General features: G+C 70.0%; 24 protein-coding genes. 16 read left to right on the top strand and 8 right to left on the bottom strand.

Going from position 1 to position 25,197, the window contains the following annotated elements; translation table 11 throughout:
• Positions 1-54 precede the first annotated feature (54 nt).
• A complete protein-coding gene (locus tag ABZ135_RS19405) occupies positions 55-657 on the top strand; it encodes an XRE family transcriptional regulator (RefSeq protein ID WP_356697304.1) in 603 nt (200 codons plus the stop codon).
• A 40-nt stretch (positions 658-697) separates the two neighbouring features.
• Here ABZ135_RS19405 and ABZ135_RS19400 read toward each other — a convergent pair whose 3' ends face one another.
• Entirely contained in the window at positions 698-1,687 is a 990-nt protein-coding gene (locus ABZ135_RS19400; protein ID WP_356697302.1) for an NAD(P)/FAD-dependent oxidoreductase, read from the bottom strand.
• A gap of 258 nt (positions 1,688-1,945) precedes the next feature.
• Here ABZ135_RS19400 and ABZ135_RS19395 point away from each other — a divergent pair, with 258 nt between their 5' ends.
• Entirely contained in the window at positions 1,946-2,851 is a 906-nt protein-coding gene (locus ABZ135_RS19395) for an EamA family transporter (RefSeq protein WP_356697300.1), read from the top strand.
• Between the two features lie 4 nt (positions 2,852-2,855).
• Here ABZ135_RS19395 and ABZ135_RS19390 read toward each other — a convergent pair whose 3' ends face one another.
• Positions 2,856-4,253, bottom strand: a complete 1,398-nt coding sequence (locus ABZ135_RS19390) for an STM4012 family radical SAM protein (protein WP_356697298.1) — start codon at positions 4,251-4,253, stop codon at positions 2,856-2,858.
• Positions 4,254-4,443: 190 nt separating this feature from the next.
• Here ABZ135_RS19390 and ABZ135_RS19385 point away from each other — a divergent pair, with 190 nt between their 5' ends.
• Together ABZ135_RS19385 and ABZ135_RS19380 are read left to right on the top strand one after the other, a co-directional pair.
• Positions 4,444-5,550 carry a DUF1152 domain-containing protein gene (locus tag ABZ135_RS19385; protein ID WP_356697296.1) on the top strand — a complete coding sequence of 369 codons (1,107 nt, stop codon included), beginning with the start codon at positions 4,444-4,446 and terminating at the stop codon, positions 5,548-5,550.
• Positions 5,551-5,704: 154 nt separating this feature from the next.
• A complete protein-coding gene (locus tag ABZ135_RS19380) occupies positions 5,705-5,830 on the top strand; it encodes a hypothetical protein (protein ID WP_356697421.1) in 126 nt (41 codons plus the stop codon).
• Between the two features lie 665 nt (positions 5,831-6,495).
• Here ABZ135_RS19380 and lspA read toward each other — a convergent pair.
• From lspA to ABZ135_RS19365, 3 genes are read right to left on the bottom strand one after another with little or no spacing between them, the layout of a single operon-like run.
• A complete protein-coding gene (gene lspA / locus ABZ135_RS19375) occupies positions 6,496-7,002 on the bottom strand; it encodes a signal peptidase II (RefSeq protein ID WP_356697294.1) in 507 nt (168 codons plus the stop codon).
• Positions 6,989-7,696: a cation transporter gene (locus tag ABZ135_RS19370; protein ID WP_356697292.1), complete on the bottom strand. Its 708-nt coding sequence runs from the start codon at positions 7,694-7,696 to the stop codon at positions 6,989-6,991. Before ABZ135_RS19370 ends, lspA begins: the two co-directional genes overlap by 14 nt.
• Positions 7,693-8,073 carry a metalloregulator ArsR/SmtB family transcription factor gene (locus ABZ135_RS19365; protein WP_356697290.1) on the bottom strand — a complete coding sequence of 127 codons (381 nt, stop codon included), beginning with the start codon at positions 8,071-8,073 and terminating at the stop codon, positions 7,693-7,695. The genes ABZ135_RS19370 and ABZ135_RS19365 overlap by 4 nt, the downstream gene beginning before the upstream one ends.
• Positions 8,074-8,259: 186 nt before the next feature.
• On the opposite strand from ABZ135_RS19365, the gene ABZ135_RS19360 reads away from it, so the two are divergent.
• The 11 genes from ABZ135_RS19360 to ABZ135_RS19310 all read left to right on the top strand — a co-directional run bounded on the left by ABZ135_RS19360 (position 8,260) and on the right by ABZ135_RS19310 (position 20,849).
• Positions 8,260-8,949, top strand: coding sequence for a response regulator transcription factor (locus ABZ135_RS19360; RefSeq protein WP_356697288.1), 690 nt, complete (start codon positions 8,260-8,262; stop codon positions 8,947-8,949).
• Positions 8,950-9,019: 70 nt separating this feature from the next.
• Positions 9,020-10,447: a HAMP domain-containing sensor histidine kinase gene (locus ABZ135_RS19355; protein ID WP_356697286.1), complete on the top strand. Its 1,428-nt coding sequence runs from the start codon at positions 9,020-9,022 to the stop codon at positions 10,445-10,447.
• Between the two features lie 227 nt (positions 10,448-10,674).
• The gene (locus ABZ135_RS19350) at positions 10,675-12,957 is read left to right on the top strand and encodes an MMPL family transporter (RefSeq protein WP_356697284.1); all 2,283 of its coding nucleotides are present in this window, start codon (positions 10,675-10,677) and stop codon (positions 12,955-12,957) included.
• A 265-nt stretch (positions 12,958-13,222) separates the two neighbouring features.
• Positions 13,223-14,347: an acyl-CoA dehydrogenase family protein gene (locus tag ABZ135_RS19345; RefSeq protein WP_356697282.1), complete on the top strand. Its 1,125-nt coding sequence runs from the start codon at positions 13,223-13,225 to the stop codon at positions 14,345-14,347.
• A 175-nt stretch (positions 14,348-14,522) separates the two neighbouring features.
• Positions 14,523-15,578: an SDR family oxidoreductase gene (locus tag ABZ135_RS19340; protein ID WP_356697280.1), complete on the top strand. Its 1,056-nt coding sequence runs from the start codon at positions 14,523-14,525 to the stop codon at positions 15,576-15,578.
• Entirely contained in the window at positions 15,575-16,858 is a 1,284-nt protein-coding gene (locus ABZ135_RS19335; protein ID WP_356697278.1) for an aminotransferase class III-fold pyridoxal phosphate-dependent enzyme, read from the top strand. The genes ABZ135_RS19340 and ABZ135_RS19335 overlap by 4 nt, the downstream gene beginning before the upstream one ends.
• Position 16,859: 1 nt before the next feature.
• Positions 16,860-17,348, top strand: a complete 489-nt coding sequence (locus tag ABZ135_RS19330) for an SRPBCC family protein (protein ID WP_356697276.1) — start codon at positions 16,860-16,862, stop codon at positions 17,346-17,348.
• An 85-nt stretch (positions 17,349-17,433) separates the two neighbouring features.
• Positions 17,434-17,874, top strand: coding sequence for a flavin reductase family protein (locus tag ABZ135_RS19325; RefSeq protein ID WP_356697274.1), 441 nt, complete (start codon positions 17,434-17,436; stop codon positions 17,872-17,874).
• A 40-nt stretch (positions 17,875-17,914) separates the two neighbouring features.
• Positions 17,915-18,757 (top strand): SDR family oxidoreductase, encoded by an 843-nt coding sequence (locus ABZ135_RS19320; RefSeq protein WP_356697272.1) that lies wholly within the window; start codon positions 17,915-17,917, stop codon positions 18,755-18,757.
• Positions 18,754-19,428 (top strand): sterol desaturase family protein, encoded by a 675-nt coding sequence (locus ABZ135_RS19315; protein ID WP_356697270.1) that lies wholly within the window; start codon positions 18,754-18,756, stop codon positions 19,426-19,428. The genes ABZ135_RS19320 and ABZ135_RS19315 overlap by 4 nt, the downstream gene beginning before the upstream one ends.
• A gap of 194 nt (positions 19,429-19,622) precedes the next feature.
• Positions 19,623-20,849 (top strand): nitric oxide synthase oxygenase, encoded by a 1,227-nt coding sequence (locus ABZ135_RS19310; RefSeq protein WP_356697268.1) that lies wholly within the window; start codon positions 19,623-19,625, stop codon positions 20,847-20,849.
• Positions 20,850-21,145: 296 nt separating this feature from the next.
• Here the strand turns inward: ABZ135_RS19310 and ABZ135_RS19305 are convergent, their stop codons facing one another.
• The 3 genes from ABZ135_RS19305 to ABZ135_RS19295 all read right to left on the bottom strand — a co-directional run bounded on the left by ABZ135_RS19305 (position 21,146) and on the right by ABZ135_RS19295 (position 23,483).
• Positions 21,146-21,787 carry a sterol desaturase family protein gene (locus ABZ135_RS19305; protein WP_356697266.1) on the bottom strand — a complete coding sequence of 214 codons (642 nt, stop codon included), beginning with the start codon at positions 21,785-21,787 and terminating at the stop codon, positions 21,146-21,148.
• A 60-nt stretch (positions 21,788-21,847) separates the two neighbouring features.
• On the bottom strand, positions 21,848-22,636 hold the full coding sequence (locus tag ABZ135_RS19300) for an AraC family transcriptional regulator (protein ID WP_356697264.1): 789 nt from the start codon (positions 22,634-22,636) through the stop codon (positions 21,848-21,850).
• Between the two features lie 577 nt (positions 22,637-23,213).
• Complete coding sequence (locus ABZ135_RS19295) at positions 23,214-23,483, bottom strand: metal-sensitive transcriptional regulator (RefSeq protein WP_356697262.1); 270 nt, start codon at positions 23,481-23,483, stop codon at positions 23,214-23,216.
• A 316-nt stretch (positions 23,484-23,799) separates the two neighbouring features.
• On the opposite strand from ABZ135_RS19295, the gene ABZ135_RS19290 reads away from it, so the two are divergent.
• The gene (locus ABZ135_RS19290) at positions 23,800-25,161 is read left to right on the top strand and encodes an MBL fold metallo-hydrolase (RefSeq protein ID WP_356697260.1); all 1,362 of its coding nucleotides are present in this window, start codon (positions 23,800-23,802) and stop codon (positions 25,159-25,161) included.
• Positions 25,162-25,197: the final 36 nt, after the last annotated feature.

The following is a 25,197-nucleotide window of genomic DNA, read 5'->3' as shown; positions in this document are numbered from 1 at the left end:
CCGAAAACCGCACCTCTGGTTGCGAGTTCGGAAACCCGTCGTTCTAATGACGGCGTGGAGCAGTCACCGACGATCACCCAGGCCCTGTCCGCTGTCGGTTCCCGGCTCAGGCGGGTGCGTACCGCCCGTGGTGTCACCCTCGCCGCGCTGTCGGAGGCCACCGGCATATCCAAGAGCACGCTGTCCCGGCTCGAAGCGGGCCAGCGCCGCCCCAGCCTCGAACTGTTGTTGCCCATCGCCCAGGCCCACCAGGTGCCCCTCGACGAACTGGTCGGCGCCCCGGAGGTGGGCGATCCGCGCGTCCGCCTCAAGCCGCACGCGGTGAACGGCAACACGGTGCTGCCGCTGACCCGCCAGCCCGGCCCCCTGCAGAGCTACAAGATGATCCTGCCGGCCAGTCGCTCCACCCCCGAGCTGTGCACCCACGAGGGCTACGAGTGGCTGTACGTCCTCTCCGGACGGCTCCGGCTCGTCCTCGCGGACCACGACCTGGTCCTCGGACCCGGCGAGGTGGCCGAGTTCGAGACCCGGCTGCCGCACTGGTTCGGCAGCACGGGGGAGGGGCCGGTCGAGGTCCTCAGCGTCTTCGGCCGCCAGGGCGAACGGATGCACGTCCGCGCCCGCCCGACACGCCGGACGCCCGCCTCCGGCGAGTGAGCCGGGGCGGGCGCAGGGGGCCTTGAGGGCTTTCGTCCGCTCAGGACGCGGTGACGGACACCTCGGAGCCCTCCCGGGCGGCGCGGTGGGCGGCGAGGTCGCGCTCGATCTCCTCGTCCACCAGGTCGTGGTTGAGGGCGAAGGCGGCGGCCGCGCCCATGCCGGCCGCGGTGACGGCCTGCGCCCGCGGGTCCACCACGTTGCCCACGGCCCACAGACCGGGGCGGCTGGTACGGCCCGCGCGGTCGGTGACCAGCCAGCCCTGCTCGTCCTTCTCGCAGCCGAGGCCGTCGAAGGCCCCGTCGTTGGGCGTCATCTTCGGGAACAGGAAGACGCCGGCGCACTCCACCGTCCGCCCGTCGGCCAGCTCCACCGCGTGCAGCCGGCCGTCCTTGCTCAGCAGCGTGGACACCGGGCCCTCGACGACCTCGACACCACGGGCGTCCATGCGCTCGCGCTCCTCGTCGGCGAGCGGGCGGCTGTGCGGCACGTACACGACGTGCGACGACCACTGGCGCAGCAGCAGCGCCTGCCCGGGCGAGGCCGGGTGCACACCGAGCACGACGATCGGCTGGTCGCGGACCTCGTAACCGTGGCAGTACGGGCAGAAGTGCACGTCCTCGCCCCACATCGCGCGCACGCCCGGGATCTCGGGCAGTTCGTCGCGCAGACCCGTGGCGAGCACCACGTGCCGCGCGTCCAGGGCCGCACCGCCCTCCAGGCGGACCACGTACCCCCCGTTCTCCCCGGCCTCGACCTGATCCACCCGCCCCTCGATCCGCACCGCCCCGTACCGCGCGATCTCCGCGCGCCCGGTCTCGAGCACGGTGAGCGGCGGGACGCCGTCACGGGAGAGGAAGCTGTGCATGTGGGCCGAGGGAGCGTTGCGGGGCTCCCCGGAGTCGACGACGGCGACGGTACGACGGGCCCGCGCGAGCACGAGCGCGGCATTCAGCCCGCCCGCCCCGCCACCTATCACGATGACGTCGTACGAGGTTCGGTTGCTGCTGTGGTCCTTGGCGCCGGTCATGGCGATCACCTCCGCCGCCAGACTGCGACCCCCGGCCCCACCGGGCAATCTTTGTTGCCGTTCCCGGGACAGGACCCTCGCTCTTCGTCGTCGCCGTCCGCGTCCGTCGTCGGCTTCTGGTGTGAAACGACGAAGCACGGCGGTCTTTCCGGCGCAATCTCATGGTCTCACCCAGTAGGTCTGCCGACGGCGTGGCCTTTACGTTCACCAGGTCGAGGGCGTGCGGCGGAGGGGGAAGTCGTGGGAGCAGTGGCGTCCGTGCTGGCGGCAGCCGTGCTGTGGGGCACTGTCGGGCCGGCCCAACTGTGGGCTGACACCGGTGTGCACCCCGTGTCCCTGGGGGCCTGCCGGATGCTGCTGGGCGGGTTGGTGCTCAGCCTGCTGACGGTGCGTCCGGAAGGGCTGCGCATGTTGAGGCGGCCGGGGGCGGGGCGCTGGGTGGTGCTGAGCGTGCTGGTGACGGCGGCATTCCAGGTCTGCTTCCTGCAGGCGGTCGAACGGAGCGGAGCGGCCCTGGCGACGGCCGTCGCCTTCGGGACCGTGCCCGTGGTCGGCGGGCTGTGCGCCCGGGTGCTCCGTGCCGAGCGGCCGACGCGGCGATGGCTGCTCGGGACGGTCTGCGCGGTGGCCGGGATCGGTCTGCTGCTGTTGCCCGGCAGCGGAGCCCGGGTGGATGTGGCGGGGGTGGGGTTCGGCGTCGTGGCCGGGGCGAGCTTCGGGATCTACATCGCGGCCTCGAAGGAACTCGGCGCGCGCGGCGTGGATCTCGCCGCCGCGGCACCGGTGAGCGTTCTCTGCGCGGGGCTGCTCGTGTCCCCGTATCTGCTGGCGGCGCCGGAGGGGTTGTCCGGCCTGGCCACCGGCCGCTCGGCCGCCCTGATCGGATGGCTCGGACTGGGGACGACCGCGCTCGGGTACCTGTTGTTCACGCGCGGCGTGGGCAGGCTCAGCGCCGCCACGACGGGGACGCTGAGCCTGACCGAGCCCCTGGTCGCGACGGTGCTGGGAGTGGTCGTGCTCGGCGAGAGGCCGGGCGCCCCCGCCGCGGCCGGCGCGGTACTGCTGCTGCTCGGGCTGGTTCTCGTGTCCCTGCCGGAGCGGCACCGTACCGTGCCGGCGGCCGCGCCCCCGACCGGGCCGGGGATCACGGCGGGAAAGCGGTGACCGTCTAACGGTCCTGGTAGGTGCTCATCCTGGTGCGGACGTGATCGGAGAAGAACAAGGGGCCGATGGCGTCGGCCCAGGCCATGCCCTCCGGCGTCAGCACCAGCCTTCCGCCCTTCTCCCGCAGCCAGTGCCGCTTCAGAAGGTTCTCCAGTTGCGGGCCGAAGTCGTCCTCGAAGCGGGTGGCGAACCGCTGCTCGTACGCGGCCGTGCGCAGGCCGGTGGACTCCAGCAGGTGCTGGAGCACGTACATCCGGCGCCGCTCGCCGTCGTCCATCCGGAACGCCCACTGGGCGCGCCGGAACTGCTCGGTGGGGGTGGCCGTGTAGTCGTCGATGATGCGGCGCACCTCCGGCACCGCCACCGCGTAGTCGGTGGTGTAGTGGAGGTCGGTGGTGAACGAGCGTGCGCCCACGCCGAGTCCGACCATGCCGGCCTGCTGGTTGTACTCGCTGATGCTGCTGCCGTCGGTGTCCTCGACGGCGGCGGTACCGAGGCGCCGGAAGACCCGCATCGAGGTCTGCTCGAATCCGGCGGAGAGCAGGTAGTCGCGGCCGTAACGGTAGAGCCGCAGCCGCTGGTCGTTCCAGTCCGCGAGTGTCTTGGCGTGGCGGGAGCTGAGCCCGGTGAGCGGGCGCACGTACAACGGGTACAGGTAGACCTCCTCCGGCTGCCAGGCGAGGGCGGCGTCCAGCGAGATCTTGAAGGTGCGCTCGGTCTGGCCGTCGATGCCGTAGATGAGGTCGATGTTGAGGATGGGGAAGTCCGCCTCCTTGAGGCGAGCGAGTGCGGCCTCGACCTCCGCCCGCTTCTGCGGGCGCACGGCCGCGCGGGCTTCCTCGTCGATGAAGCTCTGCACCCCGATGCTCAACCGGGTCGCGCCGCGCTCGCCGAGTACGGCGATCCGGTCGGCGGTGGCCGTGGCGGGTGACGTCTCCACCGACCAGGAGGCGGTCTTGAGGTCGGCGCCCATGATGTTCTCGCTGACGTCGCACAGACGAGTGAGCTCGGCCGCCGTCAGGTAGGTGGGAGTGCCTCCGCCGAACGCGGCCAGCGTGAACCGGATCGGCTCTCCCTTGGCCTCCAGTGCCTCACGCGTGACCTGTGCCTGCCGCTCCAGGGTGTCGAGGAAGCGGTGGGTGACTTCTTCGGGGGCGCCGGTACGCGTGAAGAGGTTGCAGAAGCCGCAGCGCATCTCGCAGAAGGGGATGTGCACGTACAGGGATAAGGCGTCGAGGCGCTCCTTGGACCACAGCTCGCTGAGCAGCGGCCCGTCGTCCAGGAGGCGGTACGCCTTCTGGTGGGGATAGGCGTACACGTACTGCTCGTACGGCGTCGACGGCTCCGAGTCGCCGAGGGCACCCGGGAGGGCCGGCGTGGGGAGCAGAACAGGGTCGGGCATGACGGGAGTTGCCTCACTTCCAAAAACAGCGCGCGCCAGGGCTTCATGACCAGGCGTCACCGTATGGCCACAGCAAGCGGCAATTCCGCAGTGCAATGCACACAAAAACGCTGTGTTCGCATAGAGGTTCATATGCACTATCGGCGGAAGGATCGCTTCCCTGCCCGATGTCCCTGTATCGGTGATCGCCATGAAGAGACTTCTCCTCGCGGCCGGAGGCGGCGGCGACGCGATCACGGCGACCGTGATCCACGCCGCGTTGCACAGCCCGGGAACCCCGGCGCTCGTCCTGACCTACGCCTGGGAACGACTCGTCGTCGACCCCGTCCCGGGGCCCCGCCGCACCACCGACTTCACCGGCATCGAACGGGCCGCGCCCGAACTCGCCCTGCTCACCGAGAAGTCGGCGCCCATCGCCCCGGCCGGCTCCCTGCTCCCCCGACTGTCCGGCGCGCTCCGCCCGAGGCTGGGCCTCCTCGACCCGTACGACGGCACCATCGGTCTGGCCCGCCAGATCCGTGCGGCCGCCCACTGGTGCCGGGCCGACCGGATCGACCTGGTCGACGTCGGTGGTGACATCGTCGCCCGCGGCGACGAGCCGACGCTGCGCAGCCCCCTGGGCGACGCCCTGGCCGTCGCCGCCTGCGCGGCCACGGGTATCCCCACCACCGTGTACGTCGCAGGCCCCGGTCTCGACAACGAGGTGCCCTTGCCCGATCTGCTGCCCCGGCTCGGCGCACCCGCCTTCACCCTCGACCCGGTCCACACCGACGGCGTGACCGGTGTCTTCGACTGGCACCCCTCCGAGGCGAGCGCACTGCTGGTCGCTGCCGCTCGTGGGGTGCGCGGCGTCTGCGGCACCCGGGACGCACCACGCCCCCTGCTCCTCGACGGCACGGCCGCCGGCGTCCACCGGCTCACCCTGGAACGCGTCCTGGAACTGAACCCGCTCGCCCGAGCGCTGGCCGACTGCGCGGATCTGGACACGGCCGAGGACGTGTCCCGTACGATCTGCGGTTTCTCGGAGATCGAGCGCGAGCGGCACCGGGCGGCCCACGCACACCCCCGGGACGACGCGAGGCGGGAATGCGCCCCCCTGGTGAACGCCCCCCTCCGCGCGCGGTACGCCGCCTGGGAACGCGGCACACGGGCCGACGGCATCGAGTACGTCACCACCCGCCGGATCATCGAGGAGCTGGCCCTGAGCGGCGCGGAAGCACAGGCCCTTCTGCACGAACTCGGTCGGGCCACGCCTCCGCGAAGGGTGCCTCCGCTGTGGCGGCTCGTGGTGGACTGAAGAACCGAGCGCACTCCCCGCCGACGATCACCCTCAGTTACTATGCTCTCTTCGTGCCGGAGGCCGGCAGCAGGTCGACCGGCGGTCCCCGCTGCCAGGCCCCGCAGAAGTCGTCCGTGGATGGCAAGGCTGAAGAGATGGGTGGCCCGGGAAAGTGCTGCAAGAGGTCGTAGCGACCCGCTATGTCACGCCCCTGCGTGAGGGCGGCTCGCTCCCCGGGATCGTCGAGGCCGACGATCTCGGCACGTACGTCATGAAGTTGTCTACCTGGTGGCGCTGACCTGCATCGATGCCGCTGTGCCCACCTCTGACCTGCGCGGATAAGTCTTTCAGCGTCTTTCGGGATCGTGCTGCGTTATGCGGTTGATTCTCCCCACGCGCTCCCCAGGGCCGTCGATACTCCCCAGATTCTCCCCAGGAAGTACCGTTGCGGCGGGCCGTGGTGGCACGGGACATCATTCCGACCGAGGTGCTGCCAAGGGCACGCTGAGTGACCACCTGCGGGGGCAGTGCAGAAGCGTGGCGCCGAGCGGATGAGCGCAGGGCATGAGTCTGATGCTGCCTGAGCGGGCTCACCTTCGAACCTTGCTGTTGGAAGTCGATGTCTTTCCGATGACCCACCATGTCGAGTGCGTCGCGATCCTAGAGCCCGCCGCAGGCTCCCATGGCGCTCTGCGCGTTCATGACCGCGCCGATCCCCAGCGCGGCGAGCCCGGCACCGGCCACCTACAGACCGTGCCGTCCTGGACGGGCAGCCAGGAGACTGCCGGTGACAAGGGCGGCACAGCCCCACTGTTGGGCCGTCCCCGCCGCGCGGGCCTGGTGGATGCCGGTCTCGCCGGTGCGGCGCGGCTGGACGACGACCCGGGCCACCCATCCCGGCCAGTAGCAGGAGCGCCGCGAAGGGGGCACATGTGAGAACCGTCAGATGGCTCACTTCGGCTGTCAGCTGGCCGGAGACTGGTCCAGTTCGTGGTCGGTGCGGCGCCAGGACGGGGCGACAACGGCGAGGCCGCCGAGGACGATGAAGACGTCGGCGAGGTTGAAGGTGGGCCACCAGCCGGTGTGGAGGTAGTCGGTGACGACTCCGTCGACGGCCCGGTCGGCCAGATTGGCCGCCGCCCCGCCGAGGATGACCGCGAGCGTCCCGGCGGTGACGCGCGAGTGCGGGGCGGTGCGCCAGGCGAACACGGCGATCGCGGCGGTGATGGCGCTGGTGAAGGCGATCACCATCCACGCGGGGAGGGTGTCGCCGAGGGAGAAGGCGACACCGGGGTTGAACGCGAGGCGCAGGTCCAGCAGCCCAAGGTGCACCGGGGCGCCGGGCAGAGCGCTGTTCGCCCATGCCTTGGCCCCCAGGTCGATCCCGGCGGCTGTAACGGCCAGGGCCGCGGCGGCGGCCCGGGTGCGGGCCGCCGTCCGGGACGGGGCGGTGGGGTCAGTGGCATTCATCGGAGCAGGACTTCGTCTCGGTGCCGGCGGGCGCCTTGTCGTCCTCGCAGCCGTCGTCGCAGACCAGTTCGCCTTCCCAGGCTTCCTTGCCCTCCATGATTGCGAAGGCGGCGATGACGAAGCCGGCGACCGGGTCCAGCCAGGTCCAGCCGAACAGCGCGAAGGCGAGCAGACCGGCGAAGGTGGACACGCTCAGCCAGGCGCACAGCTTGGTCTCGGCGGCGTCCGCGACGACCAGCCGGGAGTTCATCTCCTGTCCGGCCTTCCGCTTGGCCCGGGCCAGCCACGGCATGATGATGATCGACACGCCGGTCAGCACGATCCCGACCAGCGAGGTGTCCGGCTTCTCGCCGCTGACCAGGTCGCGGATGCCCTCGACACTCACGTACGCGGCCAGCGCGAAGAACGTGATGGCAATGAACTTCAGCGCTCGGCGTTCCTTGACCTCGTCCGGCTCGCCGCCCTTGATCTCCGCGAGCAGACGCACCAGGACCACCACGGCTGCGGCGACCTCGATGCCGGAGTCCACCCCGAAGCCGATCAGGGAGACCGCCCCGGCCACCGCACCTGCGGAGATCGCGATGATCCCCTCGATCACGTTGTAGCCGATGGTGAACTTCGCGTACCGCACCGCGCGGCGGGCGGCGTGGCCGGTCACATCCGGCATCGCCGTGGTGGTGTTCTCGGTGCTCATCGGGGGGTGTTCTCCTTGATCGCGGTGCGGGCGCCGTAGGTGGGGCACAGGTCGACGGCCTCGCCAGTGGCGGCCAGGAGCCCTTCCGCAGCCGCCAGCAGGTCGAGCAGTTCCGGCCGGGCCAGGAAGTAGAAGGAGGCGCGGCCCTCGGCGCGGGAGTCGACCAGACTGCACTCGCGCAGACACGACAGGTGCGCCGAAATCGTCGACTGAGCCAGCCCCACCGCCCTCACCAGGTCGGTCACCCGTGCCTCGCCCTCGGCGAGGCGCATCAGGATGGCCAGCCGGGCCGGCTCCCCAAGGGAACGGAACAGCGCCACAGCAGGCGGCGGCGCATCACATTTGGCTGCGGCTCCCGCCGCCTCATTCATCGTCATGCAGCGATGATATCCATGTCGAGCAATGATTGAAAAGCGGCCAGTCGTGCTGTGGGCGAGGTGAGCGGGGACTCGCAGCGGGCTGAAAAGTTACCGCTGGGTTCCATCGCTCATGGGCGATGATATCGCTACGATCCGATATCGGAGTGGTCGGCGGGGTCCGGCCGCATCGATTCGGGGGTTGCCATGCAGGTTCTGATTGTTGAGGACGACCGGCGGATCGCGGACGCGCTCGGGGAGGCGATGCAGCGGTTCGGGCATGAGGTGGTGTGGGCGGCGACCGGGCGCGAGGCGCTGGCAGCGGCGGAGAAGACGGAGTTCGTTCTGTTGGACCTGGGGCTGCCGGACCTGGACGGGCAGGAAGTCTGCCGCCGGCTGCGGGAGCGGTCGTGGGTTCCGATCATCGCGGTGACTGCCCGGGCGGAGGAGGTGGACCGCATCATGCTGCTTCAGGCGGGTGCGGATGACTACCTGATCAAGCCCTACAGCATGCGGGAGCTGCTGGCTCGGATGGACGCCGTGGCGCGGCGGGTGACCGGCCCGGCCGCGCCTGGGGCAGGTGCGGAGCCGCGTGAGGATTCTTGGTCTGCCGGGCCGCTGGTGCTGGATCTGCGCACTCGCCAGGTGGAAGTGCATGGAGAGCCTGTGAGTCTGACGCGGCGCGAGTTCGACCTTCTGGCGGCGCTGGCGGCCGATCCGGGCGCTGTGCGGGCGCGCGAGGACTTGATCAATGAAGTGTGGGACGCCAACTGGCACGGCTCGACACGAACCCTGGATGTGCATGTCGGCTCGCTGCGCAGCAAGTTGGGCGCGCGAGAGTGGATCGAGTCGGTGCGTGGCGTGGGCTTCCGGCTGGCGGTGCCCGATGCGGCGTGACGGCATCGGTCCCGCCCAGGCGGCATCGAAGGCCAGGCGTGAGGAGCAAGTGCGAAGGGGCACGGGCAGCGTGCGCCGTCATCTGGTGACGGCACTGGTGTCCTTACCGGCGGCAGTGCTGGTTCTGCTCGGGCTGCCGCTGGCTTTGGAGCGGGACGATCAGGCGGTGCGCCAGCTCACCCATGCCCGCATGGAGCAGGCGCGGCAGATGAAGGACCTGGCCGTCGAGGTGGCGCGCGGCGGTGGGTCGGCCACAGCACGGCAGCGGATCGCCGACTTCCAGGACCGCACCGGTGGCCGGGTGCAGGTCTACGACCTCACTGGCCGGGCGCTGGTGGGGGCCCTGTGCATCCTGTCGGCGGATGAGCTGCGTGAGCGGGAGCCGGTTCAGGCAGCGCTGCGCGGCGATGTGGTGGACTCCGCCGAGCAGAGGGTGTCCTGGCAGGCGGCTGAGTTGGTGGTCGCCGTGCCGGTCATCGAAGCCGGGCAGATGGTTGCCGTGATCGTGATCTGCTCCTTCCTGGACGAACTGCAGATCGACGTGTTGACGCAGTGGACACTGATCGGGGTCGTCGCCCTGTTCGCGTTGGCTGTGGGGGCCTTTCTGGCGGAGCCGTTGGCCCGGTGGATCCTGCGGCCCATCCGCCACCTGGAGCGCGCCGCCCGGGACTTCGCGGCGGGGGACCACCATGCGCGGGTGCCAGTCGGTCAGGGACCACCGGAACTGCGCGTGCTGGCAGAGACTTTCAATCACCTGGCAGAGCAGGTCCAGCATCAGGTACACGTGCAGCAGTCATTCGTCGCTGACGCCTCGCACCAATTGCGCTCGCCGCTGGTAGCCCTCTTCCTGCGCCTGGAGAACCTGGAGCCGTACGTCGACGGAGCCGGTGCTGCACGCCTGGGTCTGGCTCTGGCGGAGGCGGACCGAATGAGCCGCATTCTGAACGCGCTTCTTCTTCTCGCCCGCTCCGAAAGCCAGGGCCAGCCGAGGCAGCCGGTCGACGCACTGGCCGTACTGGAGGAACGGGTCGCGTCATGGCGGCTGGTCGCCGCCCCGAAATCGGTCGGCATCGACATCGACACGGCCGACGAACCCGACCAACTGGCCGCAGCGATCCCCGGGACCCTCGACCAGATCCTCGACGTCTTTCTCGACAATGCCCTGAAGGTCTCCCCTAGTGGCAGCCGCTTGAGGCTGCGCATCGTGAGCGACGGGCCGGTGGTGGCGGTGCAGTGCCAGGACCAGGGCCCGGGCATGAGCGCCGCCGACCGGTCCAGGGCCTGCGACCGGTTCTGGCGCGGCCCGGATGCCGCACCTGATGAGGGATCCGGCCTGGGGCTGGCGATCGCCGCCAGCCTGGCCCGCGCCAACGGCGGCGAAATTCTCCTGGAATGCGTGCCCACCGGCGGCCTGCACGCCGAGGTACGCCTGCCTGCCTGGCAGCCACAGCGCGAACCCTCCGCGTCCCGCCCGGCCATCGAACCGGCACGGGGGTGAACTCGCTCTGTTTCCTGTATTTGCCCTGCATGTGCGCTGCGGATCTGCTGATCCGCGCCTTTCTACGCTGACGCCGGTCGCCCGGAGTGCGGCTCACGATCAGTGCACGCCGGCGGCCGACACCGACGCCCTACACGACACAGCATCGGCCTTCAGCCGTCCCTTCCTTTTCTGCCGTTCGGGCGGTCCTGCCTGTCATATGGCCGTCCTCACCCCTAGGAGGAGGCGTGGGAACCCGACCCACTGCCCGCACCACCGTCACAGCCGACGCACCCGCCGCCGGCCCGCCGCCACCGCCCGCCGGGGGTCTGGCGCGATTGGGAGCGTGGCTGGCGCGGCGCCGGGTGCTGGTACTCCTGGCCACCCTCGCCGCCCTGGTGGTGGCCGTCCCGTTCGGCTCGGATGTGGAGAGCCGCTTGTCCGAGGGAGGCATCACCTCTCCTGGCTCCGAGGCGGCCCGCGCCGATGACCTGCTCAACACCCGCTTCGAAGGCGGCTCCCCGCACCTGGTGTTCATCGCCAAGGCCACCGGTTCCGTCGATGCAGGCGAAGCCGCCCGCGAAGGCAGGGAACTGACTGACCGCCTCGCCAAGGAGAAGGGAGTCGTGCAGGCTGCCTCCTACTGGACACTCGGCCAGGCCGACGCCTTGCGGGCCAAGGACGGTACGTCGGCTCTGATCATGGTGCGGCTGGCCGGTGACGAGGACCAGGTACGCAAGCACGCCAAACGCATCCTGCCCACTGTCACCGGCACGCAGGGCCCCCTCGAGGTCACGGCCACCGGAGCGACCGCGGTGCGCATGGAGATCGAGAAGCAGAGCGAGGAGGACCTGGTCAAGGCCGAGATGCTGTCGGCACCTCTGGTCCTGATCATCCTGCTGCTCGTGTTCGGCAGCGTGGTGGCCGCCAGTACCCCGCTCGCGGTCGGCGTGCTCGCCGTGATTGGGTCGTTCGTCGTACTGCGCCTGCTGGACATGGTGACCCAGGTGTCGGTGTTCTCGGTGAACATCACCACCGCCCTGGGGCTCGGCCTGGCGATCGACTACAGCCTGTTCATCGTCACTCGCTACCGCGAGGAGTTGGCGGCGGGACGCGACGTGCACCCGGCGATCGCCGAAACCATGCGCACCGCGGGCCGCACCGTGCTGTTCTCCGCGCTGACCGTCGCCCTGTCCCTGTCCGCCATGCTCGTCTTCCCCATGTACCACCTGCGGTCCTTCGCCTACTCGGGAATCGCCGTCGTGGTCCTGGCCGCGCTCGGCTCCGTCATCGTCCTGCCCGCCCTCCTCGCCGTCCTCGGGCGCCGGGTGGATGCATGGAACGTACGCCGACTGTGGCGGCGCACTGCCAAGGACAGCGGCGCGCACAGCGACCGGGAGGGGTTCTGGCATCGCCTCGCCATGGCCGTCATGCGCCGCCCGCTGCCGTTCGCCCTCACCATCGCCGCCGTCCTTATCGCCTTGGGCATTCCGTTCCTGCGTGTGGAGTTCGCCGACAGCGACGACCGGGTCCTGCCCGCCAGCTCCTCAGCCCATCAGGGTGCGCAGGTTCTGCGCGAGCAGTTCGACAGCCAGGAAGGCTCCCCCATCGCCGTCGTCCTGCCCGACGCCGATACGAAGGCGGACGCGGAGGGCGTCGCCGCCTACGCCCGCGCCCTGTCGAAGCTGCCGGACGTGGCCCGGGTGGACGCCGTGACCGGCTCCTACAGCGCGGGCAGCGAAGTGGCACCCCCCGGCGAGGTGTCTCAGCGGTTCGCCGCCACCGGCACTGAACCGGGCACGTGGCTGGCGGTGATCTCCGACACCGAGCCGTACTCCGAGCGCGGCATGGACCTGGTCGACGCCGTGCGCGCCGTCCCCGCACCGTCCGAGAGCCTGGTGGGCGGGCAGGCCGCCCTCCTGGTGGACTCGAAGGCCACCCTGGGAGACAAGCTGCCCTGGGCGCTGGGCATCATCGCGGCGTCCACCATGCTGCTGTTGTTCCTGTTCACCGGCAGTCTGCTCATCCCCCTCAAGGCCATCGTGCTGAACCTGCTCAGCCTCACGGCCACATTCGGCGCCATGGTCTACGTCTTCCAGGAAGGGCATCTGCGCTGGCTGGTCGGCGACTTCACCGTCACCGGTGCCATCGACATCGACACCCCGGTGCTGATGTTCTGTGTCGCCTTCGGCCTCTCCATGGACTACGAGGTCTTCCTCCTGTCCCGTATCAAGGAGGAGTACCACCGCACCGGCGACAACGTCAGCGCGGTCGCCTGGGGCCTGGAACGCACCGGCCGCCTCGTCACGGCCGCCGCCGTCCTCGTCGCCACCGTGCTCCTCGCCTTCGCCACCTCCGGCCTGACCCCGCTCAAGCTGCTCGGCGTGGGCCTGGCCCTGGCCGTCATTGTGGACGCCACCTTGGTTCGAGGCATTCTCGTGCCCGCCTTCATGCGCCTGGCCGGCCGCGCCAACTGGTGGGCCCCACGCCCCTTGGCCCGCCTTCACCAGCGCATCGGCCTCGACGACTAGCACCACGGCCCATGCAGCGCACTGCCCCGGCGTCCGCCAACGGATGCCGGGGCAGCGGCATGGCGGGCCCCGGCATTCCAGCCGGCCGGTACAAGGAACGTTTCACTCCCTTTCATGCGAAATCCTGAGCGAGAGCTGTACGCGTGTTGTGCGAGTCCTGCATCCGCGGTTCGTAGCGTCGTGGGTGTTGCCGAAGCCAGGACAACCCGCCTGGATTCGGTGGCAGTTCATCGATGGGTACACGATTGTGTGGGGGAATCCGGGTATGAAGTTCTTGCACCGTGAGCGCGCCGTTCTGGAAGAGGCGCTGCCCGGACTGGACCAGCAGCTGGCCGCACACCCGCTGATGGACCTGGAGACCCCCGGCGGGCCGACGCTCGCCGCGTTCACCGAGGCGGGTGGGCCGGGCCTGCTGGTTCCCGCCGAGCACGGCGGAGGCGGCGCCGACCTGCTGACCGCCGTGCGCGTGCAGCGCGCTCTGGGTGCCCGCTCCCCGTCCCTGGCCGTCGCCACCACCATGCACCACTTCTCCGTCGCCTCCCTGGTCGAGGCCGCGGCCCACAGCAGCGGCATGGAATGGATGCTGCTGGCCGCCATCGCCAAGGACCGGCTGCTGCTCGCCTCCGGCTTCGCCGAAGGCCGCACCGGCCAGGGCATCCTCACCCCCAACCTCACCGCCCGCGTCGACGGGGAGAAGGTGTGGCTGAGCGGGTCGAAGAAGCCCTGCAGCCTCGCCCGGTCGATGAACCTGCTGACCGCCTCGGTCGCCCTGCCCGGCCCCGACGGCACACCGCAGCTGGCCATCGCCCTCATCCCGGCCGACGCGCCCGGGGTCAGCGTGCGCCCGTTCTGGGCCAGCCCGATCCTGGCCGGAGCCGAAAGCGACGAGGTGCTCCTGGACGACGTGGAGGTGCCCGCCGAACTGATGGTGCGCACCGACGTCACCGACGACGGCCGCCTGGACCACCTGCAGACCGTCGGCTTCGTCTGGTTCGAGCTGCTGATGACCGCCAGCTACCTCGGGGCGACCTCCGCGCTCGTGGAGCGCACCCTGGCCAACACCAAGGTGGACGCGGCCGTACGTGCCGAATCCGCCACCGCCGTCGAAGCGGCTTTCCTCGCCGTCGAGGCGCTCGCCGCTTCCACCGATCCGATCGGTCAGGACGCCCTCACCCAGGCACTGATCTGCCGCTACGCCGCCCAGGACGCGATCAACCGCGTCCTCGCGATCACGGTGGAAGCTCTGGGAGGCATGGCCTTCATCTCCTCCGCCGACGTCGCCTACCTCAACTCCGCCTGCCGCGCGCTGGCCTTCCACCCGCCTTCCCGCGCCCGCATGGCCGCCCCGCTGGTGGACGCCCTGGCCGGCGAGCCGCTGTGCATCCCCTGACGCCGACGGCCGTTTCGCATTCCTTCACCGTCCCCACTACTGGTGTCCGCCAGACAAGGGACGTACGAGTTCCCGCCCCTGCCGCCGTGCGCCGTCTCACCGCGCGCGAGCCTCGGCCTGCGGAGTCTTTGTCCTCTCGCACGCGCAACGCTGCCCATCCGTGAGGTGCTCGAACGTGTCTTCCGTACCTACCGTCCTGCTCACCGGCGCATCCGGCGTCATCGGCACAGCGCTCATACCCGAACTCTCCGACTGCCATGTGATCGCCCTGATCCACCGCACCCCGGTCCCCGGCGCCGACGAACTGCTCGCCGGCGACCTGACCGCGCCCCGCCTGGGCCTGGATGCGGCCGCCTACAAGAAACTCGTACGGCGGGTGGACGCCGTGGTGCATTGCGCGGCGGTCACCGACTTCTCGAGCGGCCCCGAGGCCACCCACGCACTGAACGAGGCCGGCACCCGCCAGATCGTGCGGCTGGTCGATGACGCGGACGCGGTGCTCTACCACGTGTCCACCGCGTTCGTCGCGCGCACCGAACTGACCCGGACCCGGCGGGGCCACGATGCCGGTGAGGCCAGTGCCCGGCCCGAGGACTACCTGGACTCCAAGCGCGCCGGTGAGCAGGTCGTACGCTCCTCCGGCGTCCCGGCCGTGATCATCCGCCCCTCGGTCGTCATCGGGGACTCCCGCACCGGGGAGATCTCCGCCTTCCAGGGCATGCACGGCATCTTGACCGCCCTGCTGCGCGGCATGCTGCCCCTGGTGCCGCTGCCGCCCGCTTCACCCGTCGACTTCGTCCCCCAGGACGTCGTGGCCTCGGCCATCGCCGCGGTGCTTCGCGAGCGCCGGCGCGAGGGCGAAGTGTGGGTGACCGCGGGAGACCAGGCGCCGAGCACGAGCCGGGTCCTGCATCTGGTCAGCGAGGCGGCTGCCGAGGTGGGAATTGAGATGGCCATACCCCGTACGGTCGGCCCGGAGATGGTGGACCGGCTCATCCGCCCGGTGTTCATCGCCAACCTGCATCCGCGTGCCCGCCGCCGCTTCGACGACATGCTCGCCATGACGGCCCTGTTCGCCGGAGCGCGGGCCTTCCCAAGCAGTCTCGGCGAGCCCGGACTGCCTCCCCGCCTGGGTGCGGCAGACGTGGAATCCGCGCTGCGCGCCTCGGTGCTGCACCTCGCCCAGGCCCGCCGCGTGGGCCGCCGGTTCGCCGAGCAGGTGCCGGCATGAGCACCCTCGACACCACGTTCCGCACTGACACCGCAACCGTTGCAGACGTCCTGGACGGCTACCGGCGTCATCTCAGCCGAGGCCGCGCCCGCCTTGCCTCCCTGACCGGCGGGGCGATGGAGGTCGCCTCCGAGGGAGCGTACGTGTGGGACTCCGAAGGCAAGGAGTATCTCGACTGCGGTGGCTACGGCGTCTTCCTGCTCGGCCACCGCCACCCCCGTGTCGTCGAGGCGGTCATCGACCAGATCCGACGCCACCCCATGGCCACCCGAATTCTGCTGGAGCCCGTCGCGGCCACCGCCGCCAAAGCACTCGCGGCTGTCACACCGCCGGGACTGGACTACGTCCACTTCGTCAACTCCGGCGCGGAGGCCACCGAGACCGCCATCAAACTCGCCCGCGCACACGGCAAACACCGTCTGATCTCCGCCGTCGGCGGTTACCACGGCAAGACCACCGGCGCCCTCGCCGTCACCGCCAAGCCGCTCTACCAGGATCCGTTCCGGCCTCTGCTGACCGCCGAGCACGTGCCCTACGGTGACGCCGACACGCTCGCCCACGCGCTCGCCGATGGCGGCCCGGCGTGCGTCATCCTCGAACCCGTCCAGGGCGAAGGCGGAGTTGTCATTCCCCCGCCCGGCTACCTGACCCGGGTCCAGCAGCTGTGCGCCGACCACGGCGCGCTGTTCGTCCTGGACGAAATCCAGACCGGACTGGGTCGGCTCGGTTCCTGGTGGGGCGCCGACGTCGAGGACATCCGCCCCGATGTGCTGCTGGTCGGCAAGAACCTCAGCGGCGGCGTCATCCCCGTCGCAGCAGCCGTCGCGACCGAAGCCGTGTACGCGCCCTTCAACCGCGACCCGTTCCTGCACACCTCCACCTTCGCCGCCGCCCCGGTGGCCATGGCCGCGGCCGCAGCCGCCGTCACCGCGATCGGCGACGAGCACCTGACCGAGCGCGCAGCCCTGCTGGGCAAGGACATCCTCGGCCGGATCGAGTCGGCCCTGGCCCCGCTGCGCGGCGGCCCGGTGGCCGACATCCGCGGCCAGGGCCTGCTGCTGGGCATCGAGCTGGCCGACGCCCACACCGCCGGCGAACTCGTGCTGCATCTGATGGAAGCCGGCGTCCTGGTCAACCACTCACTCAACGCCCACACGGTGGTCCGCCTCACCCCGCCCGCCGTACTCACGGAGGCGAACGTAGACCGCATTGCCGAGGCGTTCGCCGGCGCCGCCACCGCCTTGTCCCGCACCGCCTCCTCCCGGAAGGGAATGCTCTGACATGCCGCAGGTCACCCTCGACGCCCTCGTTCCCGGCACCACCGCACCCGTCGTCTTCGACCGGCTGCGCGACTTCGCCGCCTACCCCAAGTACACCGACGCCGTCCGCGAGGTGATCGTCACCGAATCCGGGGCGGACACGGTCGACTCCCAGTGGTCGGTCAACTTCCGCAACGGTGTGCTGTGCTGGAGCGAGCGCGACACCATCGACACCACCGCCCTGACCATCGACTTCACGCAGACCGAAGGTGACTTCGACACCTTCACCGGCAGCTGGCAGGTCCAGCAGCACGCCGAGTCGGTCACCGTACGGTTCACCGCCGAATTCGACCTGGGCATGCCCAGCCTGGCCGCACTCATCGACCCGATCGCCTGCGACGCCCTGATCGAGGCCATCACGCTGATCCTGCGGGGGCTGCTGGGCGAGCAGATCACCCTCGCCACCCCCGAGCCCGTCGAGGCAGGCGCCGCCACGGGCGGACGGCCGTGAGCGGTCCGACGGCCCTGCACGCACCGGCTGCGCAGGCCGTCACCCAGGAGGCATTCAAGAACGCGTTCGCCCAGCTGCCACCGGTGTGACCGTGGTGACCACCAGCACCCCAAGCGGCCACGACCCCTGCGGCATGACCGCGAGCGCCGTGTGCTCCCTGTCGCTGGACCCACTGATGGCGCTGGTCTGCCTGAGCAACCACAGCCGCACCCTGGCCGGCATCAAGGCCAACGGCGCCTTCGCCCTCAACCTGCTGCGCCACGACCAAGCCGGCATCGCCCAGCGGTTCGCCGATGCTCGCATCAGCCAAGTCGACCGGTTCGCCCGCACCCGCCACCACGAGGCCGACGCCCTGCCTGTGCTCAGCGACGCGCTCGTGTGGCTGACCTGCCAGGTCGCCGACATGCATCCCGGCGGCGATCACACCATCGTCCCCGCCACCGTGCGCAGCATCGGCAGCGGCGACAGCCCCACCGGTGGCCGCCCGCTGGTCTGGCACGGCCGGGCCTTCACCACCCTCACCTGACCACACGCCCACCGAACACCTCGCGCCAGCAGGAGGACCAGTGCCCAGGAATCTCAGCAACAAGGTCGTGGCCATCACCGGCGGCAGCCGCGGCATCGGCCGCGCGACCGCCGAGCAGTTCATCGCCGCCGGCGCGAAGGTCGCCATCGGCGCCCGCAACCACGACTTCGCCTCCAAGGTCGCCGCGGAGATCAACGCCCACGCCTACCCCCTCGACGTCACTGACCCGGCCAGCATGCGCACCTTCTGGCAGGAGGTGGAGAGGGACCTCGGCGAGATCGACATCCTCGTCAACAACGCGGGCGAGATGATCGTCAGCCGGTTCGAGAACGAAAGCGACGAGGACACCGCCCACCAGGTCGGGGTGAACTTCTTGGGCACCCTCAATGGCATGAAGACCGCGATCGGTCCCATGCGTGCCCGCGGCCACGGCCACATCATCAACATGGTCTCCGCCGTCGGCATGATCGGCCTGCCCGGCTGCGCAACCTACTCCGCCGCCAAGCACGCCGTGGTCGGCCTCTCGGAGGGCGTGCGGGCCGAACTGCGCGGCAGCGGCGTCGACCTGTCCATCATCCTGCCCATCCCCGCGCAGACCGAGCTGACCTCCGGCGTTGGCAAGGGGCGCTTCGTTCCCCTCCTCACCCCGGGCGACATCGCCGGCGCCGTGTTGCGCACCGCCCGCCGTCCCGTCTACAACCGGTACGTGCCGGGGTGGACCAACCCGGTCACCCGCTCCCTGTTCCTGCTGCCGCAGCCGTGGCGCGACGCGATGGGCCGCTTCCTCAAGGCCGACCAGCTGCTGCGCACCACCGACTTCCAGGCCCGCACCGGCTACGAGACGCGGGTGAAGGTCCCCACGGCGGAAGGGGCCGGTGCATGACCTCCGCGACACCGGCACCCAGCACGAGCAAGGGCGCCATCCGCCGCGGCAACGCGCCGGCCGTCGTCGGCTGGTCGTGGCTGGACAATCTCCTCCACGTCCACCCGATCACCACCGTGGCCATGTTCACCCCGGTCATCGCCGCCTGCGTCTGGTTCGCGATCGCCCGCGAACAGGCCGGGAACTGGGCGCTGCTCGGATGGGCCGCCGCCGGGTACGTGGCCTGGACTCTGTCGGAGTACTGGGGTCACCGCATCGTGCTGCACTACGAGCCCGAGAAGGGCTTCGGTGCACGGCTGCACTACATCCTGCACGGCATCCACCACGACTACCCCCAAGACGCGCGCCGCTCCATCCTCAGCCCCCTGCTGAGCATCCCCATGGTCGCCGGCACCATCTACCTTGCCTCCGGACTGGGCTCACTGCCGCTGACGTTCGGGGCCGGGTACACCTTCGGCTACCTCACCTACGACCTGTTCCACCTGTATCTCCACCACGCGAACCCGAAGAACCGGCTGATGCGCCACCTGCGCTCCCTGCACATGCGCCACCACTTCCGCGACGACACGCGCGGATTCGGGATCTCAGCCCCCTACTGGGACGAACTGTTCGGCACCTCCATCGCCCGGCAGTCCCGCACCACCACGGGAAGCAGCAGCCAGACCGCCTGATCCCGCCGGGTCCGCGCCCCGACCGGGCCGGGCTCTTCAAGACGGCGTGGGCGCCCACGCGACGAGACGACTAACCCCCGAAGTCGTCGATGCCCCCGCGTGGACGCCCACGCTCAACCCCCGCGCCACAGCACATCTGGAAAAGCCGCCGTGCGCGGACAGCCCGGAGCCGAACGCCACCCGCGAGGAAACCCATGAACTCCGAAACTCTTCTGGCGCGCACCTCCACCCTCCGGCCCACACATCCCGACCACACCCAGCCCGCCCCACAAGAGCGGCCGCTGACCGCCGCCACACCTCGCTCAAGCACGGCGGACTGGGACGAAGCCGAAGAGTTCGTGCGCCTGCACCACACCGAGCACCCCGACCAGCCCACCCCTCTGGCCGTCCGCCTGCACCAGATCCGCAGCCAGATCGACCACAGCGGCACCTACACTCACACCGAGGACGAGATCACCTACGGCGCCAGGGTCGCCTGGCGGAACTCCAGCCGCTGCATCGGCCGCCTGTACTGGAAGAGCCTGCGGGTCCTGGACCGGCGCCAGGCCACCTGCGCGGAAGAGATCCACCGGCACCTGTGCGAGCACCTGCACCAGGCCACCAACGGCGGACGCATCCGCCCCGTCATCTCCGTCTTCGCGCCCGACACTCCGCAAAACCGCGCGCCCCGGGTATGGAACGACCAGCTCATCCGGTACGCCGGCTACCGGCAGGAGAACGGCCAGGTGGTCGGCGACCCGGCCTACGTCGGCTTCACCGACACCGTGCGCCGCCTGGGCTGGCAAGCCCCGCAGGGGCCCTGGGACGTGCTGCCACTGGTCATCGACACCGACGAGGACAAACCGCAGCTCTTCGACGTGCCCCGCGACCTCGTCCTCGAAGTGCCGCTCAGCCACCCCGCGCTCGAGCACTTCGTCGACCTGGGCCTGCGCTGGCACGCGGTACCCGCCATCTCCAACATGCGCTTGCGCATCGGCGGCATCGACTACCCCCTCGCCCCGTTCAACGGCTGGTACATGGGCAGCGAGATCGGCGCCCGCAACCTCGTCGACGAAGACCGCTACAACCTGCTGCCCGCCATCGCCGAGCACCTCGGCCTCAACACGAGCACCGACACCACACTGTGGCGCGACCGCGCCCTCGTCGAACTCAACATCGCCGTCCTCCACTCGTTCCAGACGGCCGGTGTCAAGATCAGCGACCACCACAGCGAATCCCGCCACTTCCTGACCCACGTGGACAAGGAAGAACGCCAGGGACGCACCGTGCCGGCCGACTGGAGCTGGATCGTGCCCCCGATCTCCGGAGGCATCACGCCCGTCTTCCACCGCTATTACGACGTAGCCGACCAGCGCCCCAACTTCTACCTCGACGACGACGCCAAGGCCCGTGGCAGGGGCGGCTGCCCCTTCGGTCACTGAGCGGGCGGCACAGCCCCTCTCCTGCGCTGCCTCTTCGCCGGCCCGGGCTGTTCCGGGCGCCGATCGCTGCCCGCGGTACTCGCGGAGCAGGCGCCGCTCGCCCGGAACGGCTCGGCCAGCTGGGCCAGGTAGCCGCTCGGATAGCGGGGTTTGTCCGCCATGCCCAGATCCTCGCTAGTAAACCGTCGGGCCGGGTCGAGAGAGTAGGTACCCAGCATCCGGTCCCAAATCAGCGTGAACAGACCGAAGTTGACGTCGCCGGAGCCGGCCCACTTCAGGTGATGGAAGCGGTGGCCCTAGTTCAGGGACAACACGTGCCGCAGGGGCCCGACGCGGTAGTCGGCGTTCGAATGCTGCAGGAGCAGCTGAACGGCGACCGTGAGAGCGAGTGCGGCAGCGACATCGACCGGCAGCCCGAGGGCCAGGAGCGGAGCGACCCCGGCGGTCAGTTCCACGCTCTGGTGGAGCGGGTGCTTCATCAGACCGTTGAAGCCGTAGAAGCGCGTGATCGAGTGGTGCACCGCATGGAACCGCCACAGCAGGCCGACCTTGTGGCTGGCGAAGTGGACCAAGGTGATCCCCGCATCCGCCACCACAATCGCCACGACCACCTGGACGGCGAAGGGCCACCCGTGAGGCCACACGTCGGCCACGGTGACGACGGCGGCCAGTACCGGAATTGCCGTGACGCTGCCGAGGATCAGCATCTCGTTGACCACCGCATGCGTGGCATCACGGCTTCCGTCCCCGACGGAGCTGTTCCAGTCAGGCCGGTAGGGCAGGTGGTGCTCGGCGGCGAACGAGGTGGCGACCGCAGCCGCCAGGAGCGCGAGCAACCACCACCGGGAGGCGCCCGCACCGACGAGAGCTGTGCCAGCCCCGTTGATCCCCACCAGCAGGAACGGGGCGTAGAAGTACCGGATGAGGTTGCTGACCATGCTGCCCAGCGTGCGGCGCAGCGCCTCCGGCGGCTTGAACAGATCCGCTGCCGGATGTGGTCACGCCAACCGCCCGTCCGATTCAGGTGCGGCCCAGCGAATGGATCGGAGGACCGTCGAGGGGGCGAGACCGAACATCTCGTGGAAGACGCGCGTGAGGTGGGAGCTATCGGCGAATCCCGCCCCGTGCGCTGCCTTCGTCAACGAGGTCCCCTCCTGCACCAGCTCCATCGCCCGTCGCAGTCTGGCCCAGCGCAGGTAGACGGGAAACGGCAGCCCCAACTCCTCGGCGAACAGGTGCCCAAGCCTGCTGGCCGAGAGGCCCACGACTACGGCCAGGTCCTGCAGTCGCACCGGACCGCCCAGGAGACGCTGCGTATGGTCCATGGCGCGGCGTACGGCCGGGTGGCAGGAGAGGCCCGCGCGCGGGTCAGCCAGCCATGCGTACGGGTCCTGATCGCCGGTGAGGCGCTGCCGTGCTTCCTGCCTGACGGGTGGGGACGACTGAGCGGCTGCGATCCAGCCATCGACGTGATCCTGATCCTCACCCACGATGCGAGCCCGGAGACCGCATGCCAGCGGTGAGTCCGGGTCGCAGTACATGAAGACAGCGGTTGCCTCGGGGCCATGGATGGCATGAAGCGCGCGCGAGGGAATCAAGGCCATCCGGGTCGACCGGCGCTGCCCATGTCCGTCCCGCAATTGCACCTCGCCGGCCGTAACCACCATCACCTGCATGGCGGCGTGTGCGTGAAGCTCGGTAGTCCCGACGGCACCCGAGAACACCAGGCATCCAGGCTGCAACGTGACCGCCCCCGACCAGGCAGGAACCTTTGCCTTGCCCATCATGTCCGGCCCGCTCAGGGAAACTGGCCGTGCGCGTCGCTCTCGTGCGCGGCTCATAGTGATGATCACCTCCCCACTTCACCAGTACGACGCCGATGGCTGTCAGCCTTTGGTACCAGGGTCCTTCCCGCCACCGAGGCGTTCCGTCAGCGCCTTTGCGCCAAAGACCGGCCTCTTGAGCGGGGGGCGCACCTGCTGGCCCCGCCCCTCCTACTGGCCGCTGTTCGAGCACCCAAGCCGCCCGGTATACCGCTGGCGAGTTCGTGGCCGACCCTTCCCTGCCATGGCCTGACCGTGCGCGCCAGCCTGACCCGCATTCGAGGGGAACACCCTCTTGGCGCCGCGACCCGCGAGGCTGGACCCGGGCCAAGGGTGCTCTGCCCAGCATGTCGATCGATCGGCTGGGGCGCGGAACCGGTGCCAAGGAGCCGCAGACGCGTCGGGCCGGCGGGGCTCTGCACGCTGCGAGTCTGTCGCGGTGTGCTGGGCCGGACGATGCCTTACCTGAGCAGCCGTCGGTGGCCGTGTGCGCGCAGTGGCCACAGCAACGGTGCGCTGCGCTGCTCGGGGTTCTGAGTGGTCAGGCCAGGCTGAGGAAGAGCTTCTCCAGTTCCTGTTCGTTCAGCTGGGGTGTTCCGCCGTCCTCAGGGGCAGTCATGCACTCGCGCATCCGGCTGGCCACAATCTTGAACCCGGCGCGGTCCAGGGCCCGGGAGACCGCGGCGAGCTGTGTGACGACTTCGCGGCAGTCACGTTCTGCCTCGACCATGGCAATGACTCCGGCCAGCTGACCCTGAGCGCGCCGCAGTCGGTTCAGTACCGCCTGCTTGGCGGCCGTGTCGTCACTCATGGCTTCTCCTCGTTCTGCCGTCGCCGCTTCATCGTCTAGTACCCCCCAGGGTATGCCCTGCTGGAGGTGTCACCCTTCCCTCGGCCCCGGATGTGTGCGAGTCGACATGTGCTCCCCTCCGTCAACCCGGCCTGCGGGCCTTTGGCTTCCTGACCTGCAGCTTTACGCAGATCGAGGCGCGTGATCCGGGCAACCGGCGCCTGCGGGAGCGTGCGGCCCGGCCTTGAGTGGCGATTGAAAGGGATACCCCCCTAGGTATCCTTGTTACGGTAGTGGATATACCCCGGGGGGTAATTTCGAGTGAATGGAGCAGGGTGTGTTCTTCGTAGAGGTCATCGAGATCGAGGGACTCGGCAACCGGCACTACCTGGCGGGCGGTGCGCGTACGGCGGTCGCCGTCGACCCGCCCCGCGACATTGACCAACTCATCGCAGCTGCGGCCAAGCGTGGCGTGCGCATCACGCACGTCGTGGAAACCCACGTCCACAACGACTACGTGACCGGCGGTCTGGAACTGGCCCGGCTCACCGGAGCCACCTACCTGGTCCCCGCTGCGGCCAACGTCTCCTTCGCCCGGACTCCGGTCCACGACGGCGACACCGCTGACATCGACGCCGACGTGCGGCTGCGCGCCGTGGCCACCCCAGGGCACACTCCCCACCACGCTGCGTACGTCCTGGAGGAGAACGGCACCCCGGTGGCCGCTTTCACTGGAGGGTCACTGCTGATCGGCACCGTGGGCAGGCCCGACCTGGTCGAGCCTCGCCTGACCGAGCAGCTCGCCCGAGCCCAGCACGCCTCCGCGCACCGGCTGGCCGCCGAACTGCCTGACGAGACAGCAGTGCTGCCCACCCACGGCTTCGGCAGCTTCTGCTCCTCCGCGCAGGCCGAGGGCAACGCCACCACCATCGGCCGGGAGAAGAGCGTCAACGAGGCGCTCGCCAAGGACGTCGACGCGTTCGTTGCCGACCTGCTGGCCGGGCTGGAGGACGTCCCCGCCTACTACGCACACATGGGCCCGGTCAACGCGAGCGGTCCGGCCCCCCTCGACCTGACCCCGCCGGCCGTCGCTGACGCCGAGCAGATCGCCGCACGACTGGCGGCCGGCGAATGGGTTGTCGACCTGCGAAACCGTGTCGCTTTCGCGGAAGGCCATGTGGCAGGTTCGTTCAACTTCGAAGCCGAAGGGAAGCTCGCTACCTATCTCGCATGGATGATCCCCTGGGGCAAGCCCGTCACCCTGCTCGCCGACAACACCGAGCAGCTCGCTCAGGCACAGCGCGAACTCGTCCGCGTCGGCATCGACCGGCCCGCCGCCGCGGCGACCGGCGGCCCCGAGCGGTGGCTGCGCCCGGGCGACGACCCCGTCTCGTTCGCCCGTGCCGACTTCGGCGACCTCGCCGCGCTCGGTCCCGACCCGGACGTCGTGATCCTGGACGTACGCCGTGACTCGGAGCGCGCCGCGAGCCACATCGTCGGCTCGGTGCACATCCCCATCCACGACCTGCACAAGCGCCTTGCCGAGGTGCCGCCCGGCACGGTTTGGGTGCACTGCGCGGGCGGCATGCGTGCGGCCATCGCCGCCTCCCTGCTGGACGCGGCCGGCCGGGACATCGTCGCCGTCGACGACTCCTTCGACAACGCAGCGGCCGCCGGCCTCCCCCTCGTCGCCGCCTGACCTGGCGCCCGCAAACCCGAACCACCCAAGGAATGA

Origin of the sequence: Streptomyces sp. NPDC006339 (genome assembly GCF_040612775.1) — a bacterium.
In the GTDB taxonomy this organism is placed as follows: Bacteria; Actinomycetota; Actinomycetes; order Streptomycetales; family Streptomycetaceae; genus Streptomyces.
Note: the sequence above shows the minus strand (reverse complement) of the source record. Positions and strands in the feature narration are given on the sequence as shown.